Annotated in this window: 21 protein-coding genes; 5 read left to right on the forward strand and 16 right to left on the reverse strand. The window is 66.6% G+C overall.

What is annotated here, in order from left to right; translation table 11 throughout:
* Window positions 1-450: 450 nt before the first annotated feature.
* Both K307_RS22440 and K307_RS22445 read right to left on the reverse strand, forming a co-directional pair.
* A complete protein-coding gene (locus K307_RS22440) occupies window positions 451-1656 on the reverse strand; it encodes a tyrosine-type recombinase/integrase (RefSeq protein ID WP_042882920.1) in 1206 nt (401 codons plus the stop codon).
* 1194 nt (window positions 1657-2850) lie between these two features.
* Window positions 2851-3123: a hypothetical protein gene (locus K307_RS22445; RefSeq protein WP_042882921.1), complete on the reverse strand. Its 273-nt coding sequence runs from the start codon at window positions 3121-3123 to the stop codon at window positions 2851-2853.
* An 839-nt stretch (window positions 3124-3962) separates the two neighbouring features.
* On the opposite strand from K307_RS22445, the gene K307_RS22455 reads away from it, so the two are divergent.
* Both K307_RS22455 and K307_RS22460 read left to right on the forward strand, forming a co-directional pair.
* On the forward strand, window positions 3963-4217 hold the full coding sequence (locus tag K307_RS22455) for an AbrB/MazE/SpoVT family DNA-binding domain-containing protein (protein ID WP_042883333.1): 255 nt from the start codon (window positions 3963-3965) through the stop codon (window positions 4215-4217).
* A complete protein-coding gene (locus K307_RS22460; RefSeq protein ID WP_042882925.1) occupies window positions 4217-4579 on the forward strand; it encodes a type II toxin-antitoxin system PemK/MazF family toxin in 363 nt (120 codons plus the stop codon). The genes K307_RS22455 and K307_RS22460 overlap by 1 nt, the downstream gene beginning before the upstream one ends.
* Window positions 4580-4695: 116 nt before the next feature.
* On the opposite strand, the gene K307_RS50405 is transcribed toward K307_RS22460, so the two are convergent.
* On the reverse strand, window positions 4696-4824 hold the full coding sequence (locus tag K307_RS50405) for a hypothetical protein (protein WP_268989219.1): 129 nt from the start codon (window positions 4822-4824) through the stop codon (window positions 4696-4698).
* A 475-nt stretch (window positions 4825-5299) separates the two neighbouring features.
* Between K307_RS50405 and K307_RS22465 the strand changes: the two genes are divergently transcribed.
* Window positions 5300-5593, forward strand: coding sequence for a DUF2917 domain-containing protein (locus K307_RS22465; RefSeq protein ID WP_042882926.1), 294 nt, complete (start codon window positions 5300-5302; stop codon window positions 5591-5593).
* Here K307_RS22465 and K307_RS22470 read toward each other — a convergent pair.
* Entirely contained in the window at window positions 5562-6494 is a 933-nt protein-coding gene (locus K307_RS22470) for a LysR substrate-binding domain-containing protein (RefSeq protein WP_042882929.1), read from the reverse strand. The genes K307_RS22465 and K307_RS22470 overlap by 32 nt on opposite strands.
* Window positions 6495-6667: 173 nt before the next feature.
* On the opposite strand from K307_RS22470, the gene K307_RS22475 reads away from it, so the two are divergent.
* Both K307_RS22475 and K307_RS47950 read left to right on the forward strand, forming a co-directional pair.
* Window positions 6668-7966: an MFS transporter gene (locus tag K307_RS22475; protein ID WP_042882931.1), complete on the forward strand. Its 1299-nt coding sequence runs from the start codon at window positions 6668-6670 to the stop codon at window positions 7964-7966.
* Window positions 7963-8103, forward strand: coding sequence for a hypothetical protein (locus tag K307_RS47950; protein ID WP_155301254.1), 141 nt, complete (start codon window positions 7963-7965; stop codon window positions 8101-8103). The genes K307_RS22475 and K307_RS47950 overlap by 4 nt, the downstream gene beginning before the upstream one ends.
* Before the next feature lie 200 nt (window positions 8104-8303).
* On the opposite strand, the gene K307_RS22480 is transcribed toward K307_RS47950, so the two are convergent.
* The 12 genes from K307_RS22480 to K307_RS22530 form a co-directional block, all read right to left on the reverse strand.
* Window positions 8304-8471: a hypothetical protein gene (locus tag K307_RS22480; protein ID WP_155301255.1), complete on the reverse strand. Its 168-nt coding sequence runs from the start codon at window positions 8469-8471 to the stop codon at window positions 8304-8306.
* A 272-nt stretch (window positions 8472-8743) separates the two neighbouring features.
* Complete coding sequence (locus tag K307_RS22485) at window positions 8744-9013, reverse strand: porin (RefSeq protein ID WP_080745165.1); 270 nt, start codon at window positions 9011-9013, stop codon at window positions 8744-8746.
* A gap of 68 nt (window positions 9014-9081) precedes the next feature.
* Window positions 9082-10182: a branched-chain amino acid ABC transporter permease gene (locus K307_RS22490; protein ID WP_063771709.1), complete on the reverse strand. Its 1101-nt coding sequence runs from the start codon at window positions 10180-10182 to the stop codon at window positions 9082-9084.
* Between the two features lie 21 nt (window positions 10183-10203).
* Window positions 10204-11070: a branched-chain amino acid ABC transporter permease gene (locus K307_RS22495; protein WP_042882937.1), complete on the reverse strand. Its 867-nt coding sequence runs from the start codon at window positions 11068-11070 to the stop codon at window positions 10204-10206.
* Complete coding sequence (locus K307_RS22500; RefSeq protein ID WP_042882939.1) at window positions 11067-11774, reverse strand: ABC transporter ATP-binding protein; 708 nt, start codon at window positions 11772-11774, stop codon at window positions 11067-11069. The genes K307_RS22495 and K307_RS22500 overlap by 4 nt, the downstream gene beginning before the upstream one ends.
* 2 nt (window positions 11775-11776) lie before the next feature.
* Window positions 11777-12499, reverse strand: a complete 723-nt coding sequence (locus tag K307_RS22505; RefSeq protein ID WP_042882941.1) for an ABC transporter ATP-binding protein — start codon at window positions 12497-12499, stop codon at window positions 11777-11779.
* 16 nt (window positions 12500-12515) lie between these two features.
* A complete protein-coding gene (locus K307_RS49695) occupies window positions 12516-12965 on the reverse strand; it encodes a hypothetical protein (RefSeq protein WP_230626001.1) in 450 nt (149 codons plus the stop codon).
* A 6-nt stretch (window positions 12966-12971) separates the two neighbouring features.
* The gene (locus K307_RS49700; RefSeq protein WP_230626003.1) at window positions 12972-13802 is read right to left on the reverse strand and encodes an ABC transporter substrate-binding protein; all 831 of its coding nucleotides are present in this window, start codon (window positions 13800-13802) and stop codon (window positions 12972-12974) included.
* A 129-nt stretch (window positions 13803-13931) separates the two neighbouring features.
* Window positions 13932-14282, reverse strand: a complete 351-nt coding sequence (locus K307_RS22515; protein WP_042882943.1) for a Rieske (2Fe-2S) protein — start codon at window positions 14280-14282, stop codon at window positions 13932-13934.
* Between the two features lie 3 nt (window positions 14283-14285).
* Entirely contained in the window at window positions 14286-14597 is a 312-nt protein-coding gene (locus tag K307_RS22520) for a YciI family protein (RefSeq protein ID WP_042882945.1), read from the reverse strand.
* A gap of 5 nt (window positions 14598-14602) precedes the next feature.
* Complete coding sequence (locus tag K307_RS22525) at window positions 14603-15475, reverse strand: intradiol ring-cleavage dioxygenase (protein WP_042882947.1); 873 nt, start codon at window positions 15473-15475, stop codon at window positions 14603-14605.
* Window positions 15476-15509: 34 nt separating this feature from the next.
* Complete coding sequence (locus tag K307_RS22530) at window positions 15510-16577, reverse strand: maleylacetate reductase (protein ID WP_042882949.1); 1068 nt, start codon at window positions 16575-16577, stop codon at window positions 15510-15512.
* Window positions 16578-16585 lie beyond the last annotated feature (8 nt).

Genomic DNA, 16585 nt, shown 5'->3' on the forward strand with positions numbered 1-16585 from the left:
GCGAGTTGCCGGCGCCGTGCCCACTTGGCGCGAACTTGCAGAGACGCTTAGCCAAGCGGCCGATGGACCCACGTCGCATGCCGCTGCGTATCGCCGAGACGAGCCGCTTCTGCTCTCAGACGGGGTACTGTTTCGCGGCCGACGGCCCGGCTCCCAAGGGTATGTCTGAGCGCGTGCGGGGCAGCAGGCCACACAGATGGGGTGCAGCCAAGCCTGGGAAGAGAGAAGAATCCCCAGCGCAGCACTGCATACCGACACAATTCTTGCTTCAGCGCTCAGTGGAAAGAGTCGCCGGGGCGGCGCTTGTCTACGTCATCAAGTCACGGCCAATTCGACCGAATGCACCGAAGGATCCCGCTAGCGCGTGCGAGTATGCGGCGCAGCTTGGCCCAACTGCGGGGAATGCTTGGCAATCGAGCCGAATACGAGAGTGTCCTTCGAGGAAGCCCCCTACGCGGCGCCCGGAATCTTGCCGGCCAACGCGAGTGCCACGTCTTCCAGCGCCTCGTGGGTGTAGCGCCGCGTAGTGTTGATGTCGCGATGTCGCAAGGCGCGCTGCACGTCGGTCACCGGCACGCCAGCGCGTAGCAGCTGCGTGGCATGGGTATGCCGCAGCCAGTGCGTCGACGCGGCGCGCAGCCTGGCCGCCTGCTCGCCTTGGTGCTCTCGCTCTAGGCGGTCGGCCGCCTCGGCAAAGGCCGAGCGCACGATCGCGTAGATGCCCTGGCGCGTACGGAGCGGCCGGCCCAGCATTGCATGTAGCTCAATCGGGTCGGCTATCGGCGCGGCGCGCTGACGGCCGACCCTGATCGCCGGGATGACCGCGATGGTGTCAGTGGCGCTCGGCGCGGGCGGCAGCCCCACTAGGCGACGGAAGCGCGCCAGTTCGTCCATCGCGTTGTCGCACGGCACCAGCTGATCGTCTCCACCCTTCGCCTGCCGGATGCGCACAGTCCAGAAGGCGCGTGACCGGCCAGGCTGGAGTTCGAAGTCCGCCCACGTCAGCACGGTAACCTCGGAGGCGCGCAGCCCGGTCTGGACCAGCAGCGCAAGCAACAGGCGGTCGCGCGCCTTGTGCAGTTGCGCCCACAACGTCGGCGCCGGGCGACCCTCGATCACTTCGAATACCGCGGCGACCTGTTCCAGTTCGAGGAAGCGCCGCTGCGAGCCCGGGCCGGTAACGGCACGAGCACGCGGAACCATGACGAACGGATTAACTCGCAACGCCCCGACCCGTACCAGCCAGTCGAACAGGATGCCCACGATGACTGCGCTCTGGCGCCGCGACGCCTCGGAAAGTGGGCCGCGCAGCGGCCGCCAGCCAGGGTTGGCGCGGCGCGCTCGGCCGTCGCCGACCGCGTGCGCCGGCGGGTCGCGCAGGAAGGCTAGGTAGCTGCTGGCATGCGCGACCTGCCAGGTGGCGAGCGGCCGGCCGATCGCGTGCGCGTACCAGAGCAGTCGGCGCGCCTCGAGTTCGTACTGACTACGCGTGCTGGTGCGAAGACCGAGACCCCCGGCGGACTTGGTTTCGAGCCAGGCGCGCACCAGCTCGGCATCGGAGAGACCGGCTGGCAGTACCGGGCTAGCCAGCGCATTCGGCGGAAGCGCCGAGGCATCCATCGGCAGCAGGGGCAGGGGAGTCTGGGCAGTCGTCATGGCGGGCCAAGGCGGCGGTGGGAGGCAGGTCGGCGCGTCGCCGGGCCAGGCCCGCGGCGGCTCTCCAGCCCAATGCGACGCATTATAGCCAGACCAGTCATTCAGTTACCATTATTCGGATAATGACAAACAAAGTCAGTGCGCCGCAGAGAAAGGGGTCGAAGGCCGGAGTGGCATCTTTGCGGGGTGGAATGCGTCTCGGCCCTGGTCCGGTTCGCGTCCGTTAAGGCCGCGCGGCACAAGCACGACCGCAGAGTCACCCATTTCGTTGACGGGGACGTCACGGCTGCCGGCACGCATTGGTAACCGTCGCGGCACCGAAGTCCCAAGGTCTGCCAGGCATTCCGCAACGAGACCGAGCCCATCCGTTGCCCCCTCGGCTGGGGCAGAGAGACGCCGGCTACGCACGATAAGATACTGATTCTTAACAAATTTTGCGCACTCGTCAGTATTACCGGCGCGAAATGCACACCAAAACGCAATGCCGATAATTTCTAAGGGGCGAATAAGGGCTATCGCAGCCGGGGCGAGACCATCTTTTCCCGTGCTGATCTGTTTCGCGCTGGTCGGTGACTAGCCTCTGGAATGCGGGAAAGGTGAACTGCTATCAGGTGACCACGCGATCCAAAACATCCACGCCAGCCTTTTACGAATCGCACAAACACCGGGCCACCTCGGTCGCGAATACTGGCGGAAGCTCGAAAGCTGGCAAAGTTGCTCGGCGCTTGCTAATCGCCATCATGTCGAAACTGGCAGTGGCGAAACGCGGCTGCGGCAGCATGGCGCCGGTGAGGTAACCGGAGCCCGACGCGGCGCCACTCAGGTAGGCGGGCTGGCCGGCAAACTCCTTCGCGCGTTCGGCTGCACAGCGCCGGGGCGCAGTCAGTCGCCTTGCTGAAGTCGGAGAAATGGCATCTTCGGAGAATTCCTGTTTGATGCCTTGCGGCGTGCTGGCCTTGCCGCACAGATTCGCCAGCGGTCGTGCCGGATCCCCGATTCCCGATGCCTGGGACTTGGCCTTTCTGCGTGCGTGTCATGAAGGGGCCTCCCGCAGGCTCGGGGTTCGCGTGCTGGCGTCGAACAGTACCGCAGCGGCACCCAGGCACTGTTGGCCGGCGCCAGGCTTGCCAGCAGCGCATTGTCGTGTGGCCCCAGGTCACCCTCGGCTGCGGACGCAGGTTCTGCACGCCGACGTCATTTGGGCATAGCAAAAAAACCTCCGCCCCCCAGCCTGCCTGCCGTGTAGCGGCTTGCCAGGATTTTTGACGGTGTGAACGGCGCCACCTGGACCCTGGTTTTTGCCACGCCGAGGTATACCGCTGACTCCAGGGTGCTCTGCATGGTGTCGTTCGCCGTATCCGACTGCCCCCGCACCCGCGTGGCGTTGCCCCTGCCGTCCATGGCAATGGCGGGGTCGCCCTGGGACTGGTCGACCCCGGCGTCGCGCTCAAGCTCGCCGGGCTGCATCGCAGCTACCGCTGGCGCCGAAACGGCTAGTCCAGACGCTGTTGCTGGCCAGTTAGCTCAGCTCCCATACGGCCAGCGCTTCATCCGACGGCGCCCCCGCAAGCTAGCCGTCGCGCTGTGTCCAGATTGCAATGGCGTTGTCGCTGACCTCCATGCCGACCTGATCCCGAGGCAGGGTTGAACTAGCGGCTCCAGATATTGGAGGCGCCGCTGCTGGTCAGTTGGCTGTGCTTCAATGACCAATTTGCCCGCCGGGGATGGCCTCGATGTGAATCGAACTAGCGCGGATGGCCCCGTGACATGGGACCGGCGCGGATTACCTCGGGCAGGCTTAGGAAATGCAGGGGGAGCGGGCGCCCTGCAAGATCCATAGGATAGGGCACCAGTCATGAAGGCACGTTGGGGCGGTTGCAGCATGGTATTTGCATGTACGCAGCCTCAGATCAGAGCCCGCAGTTTGTGGTACCACATCCCCAACACCAGTGCGAGCGTGCGCAAGACAGCCCCGCCGAAAAGCGGTGATGCTGTATTCGCCAAAAGAATCGTGAGGCATCGCCGCTGACGGCATCGGCGATCAGCGCGCCGGCCGCACATCGATAGCCGGCTCAGTTCGATGACTGCGCACGAAGACTCGCCCCCATGTGCATCCAGCTGTGCCACTACAGCGGCAATCAGCACAGCGTGACGGTCGAACACGTCTCGGTTCTTCCCGCCGGAGATGGTCACGTCCTTCGAGCGATCGACCTCCATGGAAGAGATAGATGAGCGAAGTAGATACGCGTTGAAACATGGCCTCATTATGTTTATACTTGTATCAACATCTTTTCGAGGCTTGTATCATGCGAAAAAGCGCAACCCTAACGATTCAAAAATGGGGCAACAGCTTGGCGGTTCGGATCCCCACTGCGGTGGCTCGTTCTGCACATTTCGTCGAGGGTCAGGAAGTGGAGGTGTCCGTCGATGAGATTGGTGTAACAGTTCGACCAGTTGGTCGTCGTGCCCTCACTCTCGCGGAAAAGCTTGCTCTGTTTGACCCTATCAAGCACGGCGGCGAAGCCATGGCCACGCAGCGTGTGGGCGCGGAGGCCATGTAATGGGGGGCAAGCTATGGGCGCCCGAACGACGCGACATTATTTGGATCGACTGCAATCCGCAAGCCGGCCGCGAGATGAAGGATATGCATCCGATGCTTGTTCTCTCACCGCGGCCGTTTAATGAACGGACTAGTATCGTTATTGGCTTGCCGATGACTACGGCAGCCTACAACGAGACCAATCCGTTTGCGATCAAGTTTCAAGGGCCGAAGGGAAAGGACAGCTACGTCCTGGCCCATCAACCTAAGTCGTTCGATTGGCGAGCCCGCAACGCAAAGCCTCACCCCTGGAAGCAGGCGCCTTTGGAGGTCTTTGCTGCCGTCTGCGAGCAACTGAACCAGATCATCGCCATCGCGGAGTGAATTCAGAGCTTGGTCGCACGGCCCTTCGCTTGGCTGGCAGCCAAGGGCCCTCATGAGCTTTCAGAGTTTTTCCAAATACTGGCCCGGCCTGCGACCTGGCCTGTTCAGCGTGAATGTTATGAAGTGGCCTCCCGCACCAGCGGCGAGGCTTTGACCTTACCCGGCGCCCCGGCGCTCTGCAGCGCATCGGGGCGAGCGTCGCTGTCGCCAAGCACGTCGCGCAGGACCTCAGCGTATGCTGCCACCTACGGCGCAGAGCCAGGGTCGGCAATCGGCGTTGGCGAATAGCTGATGCGAGGGGCGGCCGATTCGCCGGCAACCCTGGTGTCCTACTGGTCTGCCTTTGCGCCTGAGCGACGCACGATATCTGCCCATTCTTGCCTTCGGAAGCATTGTAGGTGTGCAACACCAGCTGCCAATCTGCGCTCCGAGGTGCAGCACGGCAAAGAGCGCGGAGGAATCACGACGGCGGCGATGCGAACATCGGGCGAGCCGATGCGAACCCGCAATTGTTCCTGGCGAGCCTCGGCGTCAAGGTCGCCGCTGGGCGGCTTGGCATGCCAGGCAAGGTCCACACGGTAATGCTGATAGTTCATATTTGAAGCCCATGCGGCGGGCCTGTCGCGCCTTGCATGCCGCTGACGTATGGCCGGCCGACGCAATGCTCATGGCAAGCCACGACGCGGGTTCGCACAATTGAAAGGCCAACCGGAGCCTTTCATGTCATGCACCCTTTCCCTTGAAGCGGAATGCCTGCGCCTGCGACTGCCGGCCGGCGCGGAACTGGTCTGCCGCGGCGGCAGCCTATGGCTGACGTTCGAAGCGCGGGACCGGCCGTCCCCGGACGTCTTGCTCGCGCCCGGCGAGCGCTATCGGCTGCACGGCGACGCCGACGTGTTTCTCAGCGCGCTGCACGGCGCCGGCCCCGCGTTGTGCCGGATCGAAGCGCCGCCGCTCCAGCGCCGCGCCGGCTGGCCGTGGCTCAGGTGGCTGCGGGGCGCGCGGGTGTCCTGACGGTGTGTGCGGCTTCCCGGCAAATCCATTCGGCCACGCGCTTGACGTCGTCGCGCGGATGGGCGGAGGCATGGATCAGCCAGTACGCGTTCGGGCTCGGCGGCGCTTGTAGCGCCGTCGGCACGATCACCAGATGACCGTCATCGATCAGGGGCCGCACCAGCTCGAGCCGGCCCAGCGCGACGCCCTGTCCCGCCAGCGCCGCGTGGATGACCTGGTCGTATTGATTAAAGCGAAGCATGCCGTGCTGGCTCGCCTGACGGTAGCCGCGCGGCTCGAGCCAGCTGCGCCATTGCAGCCACGGACGGGGATCGTCAAATTCCAGCAGCGGCAGCTGGAGCAGCGCATCGTCGTGCTGGTCGACCTCGGCTACGAGCGACGGATGGGCGACCGGGGCGATGTTCTCGCCGAACAGGCGCACGGCGTCGGGCGGCGCCGCGGCGTCGCGGCAATAGCGCACGGCGAGGTCAATGCCCTCGGCACGCAGGTCGCTGATACGGTTGCTGGCGGACAGGCGCACATCCAGATGCGGATGCGTCTTCTGCAGGTTCCCCAGCCGCGGCAGCAGCCACAAGCCGGTCACGCCGATGCTGGCGGTGACCGTGACCGACCGCTGGCCCTCGTTGCGACGCACCTCGGCCACCACGTCCTGCAGCTGCTGCAGCGCGCTGTCGGCGCTGCGAAACAGCCGTTCGCCCTCGGCAGTGAACGCCACGCCGCGATGCTTGCGCACGAATAGCGGCACCTTCAGCTGCTCCTCCAGCGCGTGGATCTGCCGGCTTACCGCCGACTGCGTCAGGCACAGATCGTCCGCTGCCTGCGTAATGCTCATGCGTCGGCCGACGGCGACGAAGCCCTTGAGCAGGTCGAGCGGAAACAGTCGGACGAGCGGGACAGACATGCGATGGCCTCCTGGCTGACACGCGAACCACCATTACAGCACGATCCGCGTCGCGTTTGCCATGCGCGGCGCGCATGGCAAAACGACTAAATGATCGCTTGAAGCACGGCGCCAGGGCGGCTGGAATAGAGCCATCGCGCGCTTGCCGCGCCATCATCCGACAAGGGGCCGTCATGACTTTCCGCCTGCCGCACTCGTCCGCTGCCATCGCCTCGCCACAGGCCGCCACGCCGTGGTGGCGGGAGCTGTGGGTGCTCGTGCTGGCGGGCGGCCTGCTGATGGGGCTGGCGCTGGGCGTGCGCCACGTGCAGGGTCTGTTCTTGCTGCCCATCATCGCCGAGCGCGGCTGGACCCGCGAGACCTTCGGCTTTGCGATGGCGGTGCAGAACTTGACCTGGGGAGTGGTGCAGCCCTTCACCGGCATGCTGGCCGACCGGTACGGCTCGTGGAAAGTGATGGCCGGCGGACTGGCGCTGTATGCAGTCGGACTGTATGGGATGACACAGGCGGGCACGTCACCGGCCTTCGTCTGGTCGGCAGGCGTCTGTATCGGCATGGCGCTGTCCGGCACGACCTTCGGCGTGGTTTATGGCGCGCTGAGCAGGATGACCGACGCCGCGCAGCGCAGCCGCGCGCTGGGCCAGGCCGGCGCCATCGGCGGCATCGCGCAGTTCGCACTGGTGCCGGCCACACAGGGACTGCTGGTCGTATCGGGATGGGCTTCCACGCTGCTGATGCTCGCCGTGGCACTGGCCGTGCTGCTGCCGCTTGCGCTGCCATTCCAGGACCGGATCGCCGCCGCACCGGCGCCGGCCAGGGATGAGGCGAACGCGGCGAATGCTGCCGGCGGCCAGCCGCCGCTGCTCGGCGCGGTGCGCGAGGCCTTCGGCCATTCCGGCTTCTGGCTGCTCAACCTTGGCTTTCTTGCCTGCGGCTTCCAGCTCGCCTTCATCGCCAGCCACTTGCCCGCCTATCTGCTGGACCGCGGCATGCGTCCGGCCGATGGCATGGCCGCGCTCGCCATCATCGCGCTCGCCAATGTAGCCGGCATCTACGTGTTCGGCCTGTTGGGCGGCCGCCACAGCAAGAAATACCTGCTCGCTGGGATCTACCTCGCGCGCACCGCGGCGATGGCGCTGTTCTTGCTGCTGCCGCTGAGCGCGCCCACTTTGTACTTGTTCTGCGCTGCGATGGGCTTCCTATGGCTCGGCACCGTGCCGCTGACCAACGGGATCCTCGCACAGGTGTTCGGCGTGCGCTATCTCGCCACGCTGTTCGGATGCGTGTTCTTCGGCCACCAACTGGGCTCGTTCTTCGGCGTATGGCTAGGCGGGCTGGTGTTCGAGCTGACGCGCTCGTACGACCCGGTCTGGTTCGGCTCCATAGCGCTGGGCGTACTGGCCGCGGCGTTGCACTGGCCGATCGACGACCGGCAGATCGTCAGGACCGGCCTCGCGCCGGCGCGGTCATGAGGCCGCGCTGCGGACCGGCGCTCGGCGTGTGGCTGTCGGTGCTCAGCCTGGCGGGCCTGTGCGCGGTGGCGCTGACGGCGTGGCTCGATCCGGCTCATGCGCAGGCGTGGGTACAACTGATGGCGCTGTGCCGATAGGTTGGCCATGCATCGCGAGTGCGCGCTGTCTGCAGTACCATCGCGCCCGTCGGACAGCTATAGCGATGACTAGGGCTTGTTTCGAATCCATATGGCCAACGATCAAACTCGGCACGACGCCACTCGGTCGGCTCTCGCCGGCTCCTGAACCGCCCGTCGACCCGAGGGAATCTCTACGGCTGCTTCGAAGGTCAAGACCTTCAGCCGCGCTGAACGAAGTGCTTGATGCCGGAGTCGTTCTCTTGCAGGGCTTCCCGAAGGAATGCGGGATGGAGGTCAACCTTCGGAAGGTCGTGGCGCGAGAACCAGCGGCCGTCGAGCGACGGGAACTCAAAGCCGGACCGCTGGAGCAGCCTGGAATGGACCACGCTGCCCTCCGCCGGCGCTGGCACATAGTCGCCCAGCAACGGCACAAGCTGTCGGCCTCGAGTTCGGCAACCGCGGGGTGGTGATGTAGGCGACGCCGGCGAGCTACCGCCCCCGCGCTCGCGCGGGCACACAAGTTTGGAACGACGACACCAAATGGCCCGTAAGAGCGACCCAAGCTGCATAGTGCCGGCATCCGGCCGGCCCCATCCGACCCTTTGGCGTTGCGCCACGTCAATTGAGTGGCCGCTTTGAACGCGATAGCAGACAAGGGCTATAGGCGAACAGCCTTACCGACCTGTGCATCTAACCGCGTAGGGCCTTGTTGCCCCCCGCCCAGGTCTTCGGCCCCCTTGAATGTGAGCAGGTTGTTGGGTGCGAGTACGCCGCTGCCGAACAGCGTGGTGGCACTGCCGTGCTGGTTGTTGACATAGCCAATGCCACCATCGATCAGGCCTGAAATGGTGACGCTGCTCTGTGCCGCAGCCAGTCCCGGCAGCATCGCAGCGAGCAGGCATGCGGATCGTGCTGTTGCTTTGTTCATGTTTCCTCCGGATTTTTTTCGTGTTCTCTTTGTGCGCTCGGCACTGGTGGCGGATTCGCGGTTTGCGGTTATGCACTCTCCTTTGCCGTGGGTGCGCACGGCGCGCTGTCAAGGCGGCTGGCGGCCGGATGCCGCGAGTCGGGCGCTCCGGGTAGGCCGCCAAACACCACGCGCCGCCCGACCGGAAACAGTTGCAGGCCGAAGCGCCGCGACAGATAGCCCCAGATGCCACCGGGAAAGACCATCGCCACCGCGATTGCCATGATACCGAGGCCGATCAGGTACCAGGTGCCGTAGTCCGACAGGTATTTGTTTAGCAGGAAGAAGACCAGCGCGCCGATGATGGGGCCTTCCAGCGTGCCCAGCCCGCCGATCAGCACGATGAAGATGCCGAACGCCGTCCAGTTCACCGAGAACGCCGCGTCCGGCGAGATCCGCAAGTTGCCGAGGAAGTACAGGCCGCCGGCGAACGCGGTGCCGGCCGCGGCTACCAGATACACCACGAGCCGCACGCGGCGCACGTCGACGCCCTGGCTGCCGGCCGCCACGGCGTTGTCCCGCATCGCGGTCAGCGCCAGTCCGGGCCTGGCGCGCAGGAACCAGTAGAGCAGGGCGATGCTGCCGAGCACACCCGCCAGCGCCAGCCACAAGGTGAGCGATTCGCGGGTGGCGCGCGGAATGCCCTGCAGCGCGGTCAGGCTGGTGCCCGATCCGCCGCCTAGTGCGGAAACGTTGGCCATGCCGAGCCGGAAGACTTCCGCGATCACCCACGTGCCCACGGCGAAGTAGCCGCCATCGAGCCGGAATGCGATGCGCGACACCGGCGCGGCGATCAGCATGGCCAGGCCGGCCGCCAACGGCACCGCCAGGAACGGCGACACGCCGCAGAAGTTGGCCAGCACCAGCATGGCGTAGCCACCGATGCCGAAGAACGCCTGCTGGCCGATCGACACCATGCCGCCGTAACCGGCGAGCAGGTTCCACATCATGGCGAAGATCAGGTACGAGGCGATCTGCGTGAAGTCGCGCAGGGTATCGCGCCCGGCCCAATACGGCGTGCTGGCGATGACCACGGCGGCCAGCAGCAGGACCAGCATCGCCACCTTGCTGGCGCGGGTGGAGCGGTGCACTTCAAAGCCGTGCACGGGGCGGTTTGCGGGTTCAGCCATTTTAGTGTCTCTCCGGTACGCCTACGCGGTCTTCGGCAGCAAGCCTTGCGGCCTCGCCACCAGCACGGCCAGGAACATGACGTGGCCCAGCCAGACGCCCCAGCCGGGATCGAGATGGAAGCCGATCTGCTGGGCCACGCCCAGCGCGAGGCCGCCAAGGAAGGTCCCCCAGAACGAGCCCATGCCGCCGATGATCACCGCCTCGAACGCGTACAGCAGCAGCGCCGGCCCATCTGAAGGCGATACCGCGGTGCGCATGGCATAGAACCCTGCGGCCACCGCGATCAGGACAAAGGCAATGCCCATCGCCAGCGCATAGGTGGGCCGGTGCGACACGCCCATCAGCTGCACGATCTCGCGGTCGTCAGAGGTGGCGCGGAATGCACGGCCGAGCGCGGTCCTGCCGAACACCCACTGCAGTGCGACGGTGATCGCGACGGTGGCCACCAGCGTCAGTAGCGGCAGGTAGCCGACGCTGATGCCGCCGGGCAGCAGTACGCTGCGCGACTCGAAGCCACCGGCGCCGATCGAACGCGGATCGGCCGAGAACAACTCCTGCAGCACGTTCTGGATCACGATCGACAGGCCGAATGTCACCATCAGCGATGGCAGCGGATCGCGGCTGCTCACGCGGTTCAGCAACGTGTACTGCAGCAGGTAGCCAGCGGCGAACGCGATCACCACCAGCAGAACCACCGCCACTGCCAGCGGCAGTTGCGCGATTGCCGTCAGCGCGAACAGCAGGAACACCAGTAGCACGATGAAGTCGCCATGGGCGATGTTGGTCAGCCGCATCACGCCGAACACCAGCGACTGCCCCATGGCAAAGAGGGCATACAGCGCGCCCAGCAGCACGCCCTGGACCAGGATGTCGGGCAATGTATTCATGCGTGGACTCCGAAATAAGCCTCGGTGATCGCCTCGTCGGAGGCGCTGGCGGAATCGCCTTCGAGACGCACGTGGCCTTCCTGGAGGCAGTAGAAGCGCGAAGAAACCTGGCGCGCCAGCCGCACGTCCTGCTCGACGACGATGGCGCTCGTGCCACCGGCGACGATGGCCGGCAGCGCCGCGTAGATCTCGCGCACGATCACCGGGGCCAGGCCCAGCGACAGCTCGTCGCACATCAGCAGCTCGGGGTTGCTCATCAGCGCGCGGCCGATCGCTACCATCTGCTGCTGCCCGCCGGACAGTGCGGTGGCTGCATGGTGGCGCCGCTCGCGCAAGGCGGGAAACAGGCCGAGCACCGCGTCGAGGTCCCAGCGCCCGGGCCGGCCGCTGTAGGCGCCGAGCAGCAGGTTCTCTTCCACGCTCAGGCTGGAAAACAGGCGCCGGCCCTCCGGCACCAGGGCGATGCCCTTGCAAACGATGCGCGAAGCGGGCAGCCCGCCAATCGGCTCGCCCTTGTAGAGGATCTGGCCGGACGCCGGCCGGACCAGGCCAGCGATGGCGTTCAGGAAGGTCGACTTGCCGGCGCCGTTGGCGCCGATCAGCGCGACGATCTCGCCGGCGCGGACGGACACGTCGATACAGAACAGTGCCTGGAAGTCGCCATAGCCGGCGGCCAGGTTCCGGGTTTGCAGCAGTGGGTTCATGGTCAGGCCTCCAGGCCAAGGTAGACGCGCCGCACGTCAGGGTTGTCCATGACGTCGGCGGGGGCGCCCTCGGCCAGCTTGCTGCCGAAGTTGATCACCAGCAGGCGGTCGGCAACCGCCAGCAGCGCGTGCACGACGTGCTCGATCCAGACAATGGTGACGTCGGCCGCCTTCACCTGTCGGATCTCGTCGATCAGCTGGCGCGTTTCCGGCTCCGTCAGGCCGCCCGCGATCTCGTCGAGCAGCAGCAGGCGGGGCTGCGTGGCCAGCGCGCGCGCCAGTTCCAGGCGCTTGCGGTCGAGCAGCGTCAGGCTGCCCGCCAGGCTGTTGGCCCTGGCCTTGAGCCCGGTGCGTGCCAGTACGTCCGCGCAGATGCCATAGGCGTCCCGCTCCGGCATCTGTCCGCCAAAGGTCGCCGCCACCAGCAGGTTCTCGAACACCGTCATGCCGCCGAATGGGCGCGGCACCTGGTATGAGCGGCCGATGCCGGCCACGCAGCGCCGGTGCGGCGGCAGGTGGCCGATATCGGCGCCGTTAAAGGACACGGTGCCCTGGTCCGGGCGGATGTCGCCGCTGACCAGGTTCAGCAGCGTGGTCTTGCCCGCACCGTTCGGGCCGAGGATGCCGTAGGTCTCGCCGGCCCGGACGCCGAAGCTGATGTCGTCGGTCACCGTCAGCGCGCCGAAGCGCTTGCAGACCCGGTCAAGTTGCAGCAGGGGAAGCATGATCTGGCCTCCGTACTCAGGCAAGCGTCCTGAGCGGGCCGCTCAGCGGTACCGCGGGCGCCTGCTGGTTGCTGACGATGGCCAGATCGAACCTGTGCTTCTGCCCCCTGATCCACTGCCCGCCCACCAGCGGCGTCTTGGCGACGTTCCTGACTGGCCCGTTGCCCCAGGCCACCTTGCCGACAATGGTGTTGACGTTCGTCGCCGCCAGCGCATCGCGCACGGCGATGTTGGAATCGATGTCCTTCGTGCGCCGGAACGTGTCGACGGCGATCTCGAACAGCGCATGGGCGAAGCCGAGCGGCTGGGTCCACTGCCTGCCGCTGGCTTTCTCGTAGTCGGCCGCCAGCTGCTGCGCCGACTGGCCCGTCACCGACGATTTGAATGGGTGTGACGGCGACCACCAGACCTCGGTCGAGAGGCCGTCGCCCAGGCCGCCCAGCGTCTCGATCGCGCTCGGGAACAACAGTGCCTAGCCGATCGAAATGACCTTGGGTCGGAAGCCCTGCTGGCGCGCCTGCACCAGGAAGTTCCGCGCGTCGGGCGGAATCACCACGCCGGTCAGGATCTGCGCGTTGGCCTGGCGGAAGGCCGCGATCTGTGCGGAGAAATCCTGCGTCATGCTCTGGAAGCGGCCGGGATCCATCAGCGTAAAGCCCTTCTGCGTCAGCGCAGGCGGAAAACCCACCTGGGCATCGCCCCAGGCATTGCCGTCACCGTCATTCGGAAACAGTCCCCCAACCGCTTTGTTGGTCTGCACCGATTGCCACATGGCGGTGTAGACGCTGACCACATCTTCCAGCCCCCAGAAGAAGTGGTAGGTAAAGTTGAAGCCCTTCTTCGGATCGCCTTTGCGGCCGAAGAACCATGGCTGCCACGGCACTACGGTGGATACGCATGGCGTCTCGTTCAGCTCGCACGCATCGCAGACGGGGTTGGCGGTCTCGGGGGTGCCGGAGACCAGCATGATGTCGACCTTGTCCTTGAGGATCAGGTCGCTCGCCACCTCGCCCGCGCGGTTGGGGTTGGACTGGCTGTCCTTCACCAGGATGCTGACCGGGTACGTCTTGCCGCCGACGGCCGTGCCGGACTTCAGTGCGGCCTGCATCTGCTGGATGATGAAGCGGTCGGCCTCGCCGAATGGCGCCAGCGGACCAGTCTGCGGCGACACGTAGCCGATCTTCAGCGTGCGGGAACCGGCTGCCCGCGCCAGCGGCACGAGCATTGGTGCGGCAGCGGCGAGCGCGCCACCCGCCGCGAGCTTCACAAGGGCACGGCGCTTGCCATCGGGATGCGAGTTCATGGTCTCCTGTCTCCTGTCGTTGTATCGGGGGAAAAAAAGCCCCTGCGGCGCGAGCTTTCCTGGCGCCGTATTGCGAGGCGGATTGCCTCTTGCTCCGGATCGTTGCCTTGCCGTGCCGTGCAGCGCCGGTCAGGGCACCGCCGGCATGCCCGCGGCGCAGCGCACCTCGCCGTCGACCACGCGGATCGCCACCGGCGTCAGCGCAGCGCCCGCGCACGGCCCTTCGATGCAGCGGCCGTCCTCGAAGCGGAACAGCGCGCTGTGATGGGCGCACATCAGCACCTGGCCGTCATAGGTCAGCACTTCGCCTGGTTCGTAGTCCAGGCATACCGAGAAGTGCGGGCAGCGGTTGAGGTAGGCCCAGGCATCGTGCCCGCGGCGGATGACCACCACGCCAGTGCCGTCGGCGTGGCCGGCGTCGACCACGCAGGCGCCGCCGTCGGGTATGGATGCGAGCCGGCACAACAGGGCGCCATGCATGATCTACACCCGCCTCTCGGGGTTGCCCAGGCTCCAGTCCCAGGGCCGGATCTCGATGCGCTCGAACAGGCCGGCGTGCATGTAGGGGTCGCCGCACAGGAAGCGTTCCACATCGTCGAGATGCTCGGCCTCGATGACCAGCAGCGTGCCGTTCATGGTCTCGTCCTGTGCGTCCAGGGTCGGCCCGCCCAGGCGCACGAATACGCGGTGGTCGGCGGCGGCGCGCAGGTAGGCACGGTGGGCGGGGCGCACGCGCTCGCGCACGGCGCGCATGCCCGGCTTGTCAGTGGCGAAGATGGCGTAGAAGCGTGACATGAGGCTCACCGTGGCTCGAGCACGAAGTCGTAGCGCGCTTCGCGGAACGGGCTGTCGAAGCCGAATCGCCCGGCCAGCGGATGGCTGGCAGCGCGCTCCGCGTAGGCGACCTGCAAGGACGGCTTGACGCCGAACACCGCGTCCGATGCGAGATAGGGATCGCCCTGGTTGAACAGGTGCGTCACCAGCGTGCGATGCCCGGGGGCATCAATCATGAAATGCAGGTGTGCCGGCCGCCACGGATGACGGTTGGTGGCCTCGAGCATGCGGCCCACGGGCCCGTCGGTGGGAATCGGGTAGCAGACCGGCACGATGGTGCGGATCGCGTAGTAGCCGTCGGCATCGGTGCGGTAGCGGCCGCGCAGGTTACCGCCTGGCTGGGCGGTGTCCTGCCCGGAATACATGCCGTTGGCGGCGGTCTCCCAGACGTCGAGCACGGCATCGCGCAGCGGCGTGCCGTCGGTCGAACAGACGAGGCCATGCACCAGCGCGGGCGTGCCTGCCGTGGCCGCCATGTTCTCGCCGCAGGCGCGCTCGGGCATGCCGGGGATGTAGAACGGGCCGAACACGGTGGTGTCGGTGGCGCTGCTGGCGTGGCGGTGGTTGATCGCATCGACCAGCATCGACACGCCCAGGGTGTCGGACAGCAGGATGAATTCCTGCCGCACCAGTCCGTCGCACATCTTGCCGGTGTCCGTCAGGAAGCGGATGGCGGCGAACCACTCCTCCTCGGTCGGCTCCACTTCGCGCACGTAGGCGTGCAGGTGCCGCACCAGCGCCTGCATCAGCGTGCGCATGCGCGGGTCGGGCGTATCGGCGAGGCGCGCCACGACCTGCTCGGTCAGGGCCGCCTCGGCAGCAGTGTGAGATGTCTCCATGATGGTTTTCCTGTGGGCGCTGCGAGGCGGGCGCTCAGGCCGGCATCTCGCCGCGCCAGGCGCGGTCGAGCAGGGCGCGAATCGCCGCCAGCTCGATCGGGCGGGGATTGTAGTAGGGATTGGTGCAGGCCAGCGTGGCGGCTTCGTCCAGCCCTGCTTCCGGCATGCCGACTTCAGCCAGCGCCGCCGGGATCCCCAGGGCCTGGTTCAGCCTGAACAGCAGCGGCCCCGCATCGGCAGCCTGTTCGCCGCCCAGCGCCCGCGCCGCGCGCAGCAGCGCCTGTGGCGCGGCGGCGTGGTTGTAGTGCGCGGTGTGCGGCAGCATGGCGGCATGGGTCTGCGCGTGCGGCAGGTTGAAGGTGCCGCCCAGCGTGTGGCAAAGCTTGTGGTGCAGCGCCATGCCCACGTTGCCGAGGCATACGCCGGCCAGCCAGGCGCCATGCAGCGCGCGGCTGCGCGCGTCGATATCGACCGGGTTGCGCACCACCGCGGGCAGCGCGCCGGCCAGCGCGCGGATCGCTTCCTCGGCCATCAGGCTGATGATCGGGTTCGCGTCCTGCGCATACAGGGCTTCCACGGCATGGGCCAGGGCATTCATGCCCGAGGCCGCTGAGATGGCCGCGGGCAGCGTCAGCGTGAGTTCCGGATCGTAGAGTACGGTACGGGGCAGCACGCGCGGGTCCCGCCCGGTGGTCTTCAGGCGGTCTTCGGTGATGCCGTAGATCGGCGTGGCTTCCGAGCCGGCATAGGTGGTGGGGACGGCCAGGATCGGCTGTGCCGATCCCAGCGCGATGGCCTTGCCCAGTCCGATCGTGGAACCGCCGCCCACGGCCACGTAGCAGTCGGCGCCGAGCCGCTGCGCTTCGGCCCGCGCCGCGCGGGCGGCTTCGATCGGCACGTGCATCACCGCCTGGTCATGGACGCCGGCGGCGCGCTCGCCGAGCAACGCCGCCACGCGCTCGCCCAGGCCGCGCTGCTCTGGCGTGGTCAGTACCAGCGCGCGATGCGCGCCAAGCCGGGCCACTTCATCAGGCAGCTGTGCCAGCGCACCCTGCCCGAAGACCACGCGCGACGGCGAACACTGGTAGACAAAGCCTTCCATCGCAACCT

This window comes from Cupriavidus necator A5-1 (assembly GCF_000744095.1).
Classification (GTDB): domain Bacteria; phylum Pseudomonadota; class Gammaproteobacteria; order Burkholderiales; family Burkholderiaceae; genus Cupriavidus; species Cupriavidus necator_A.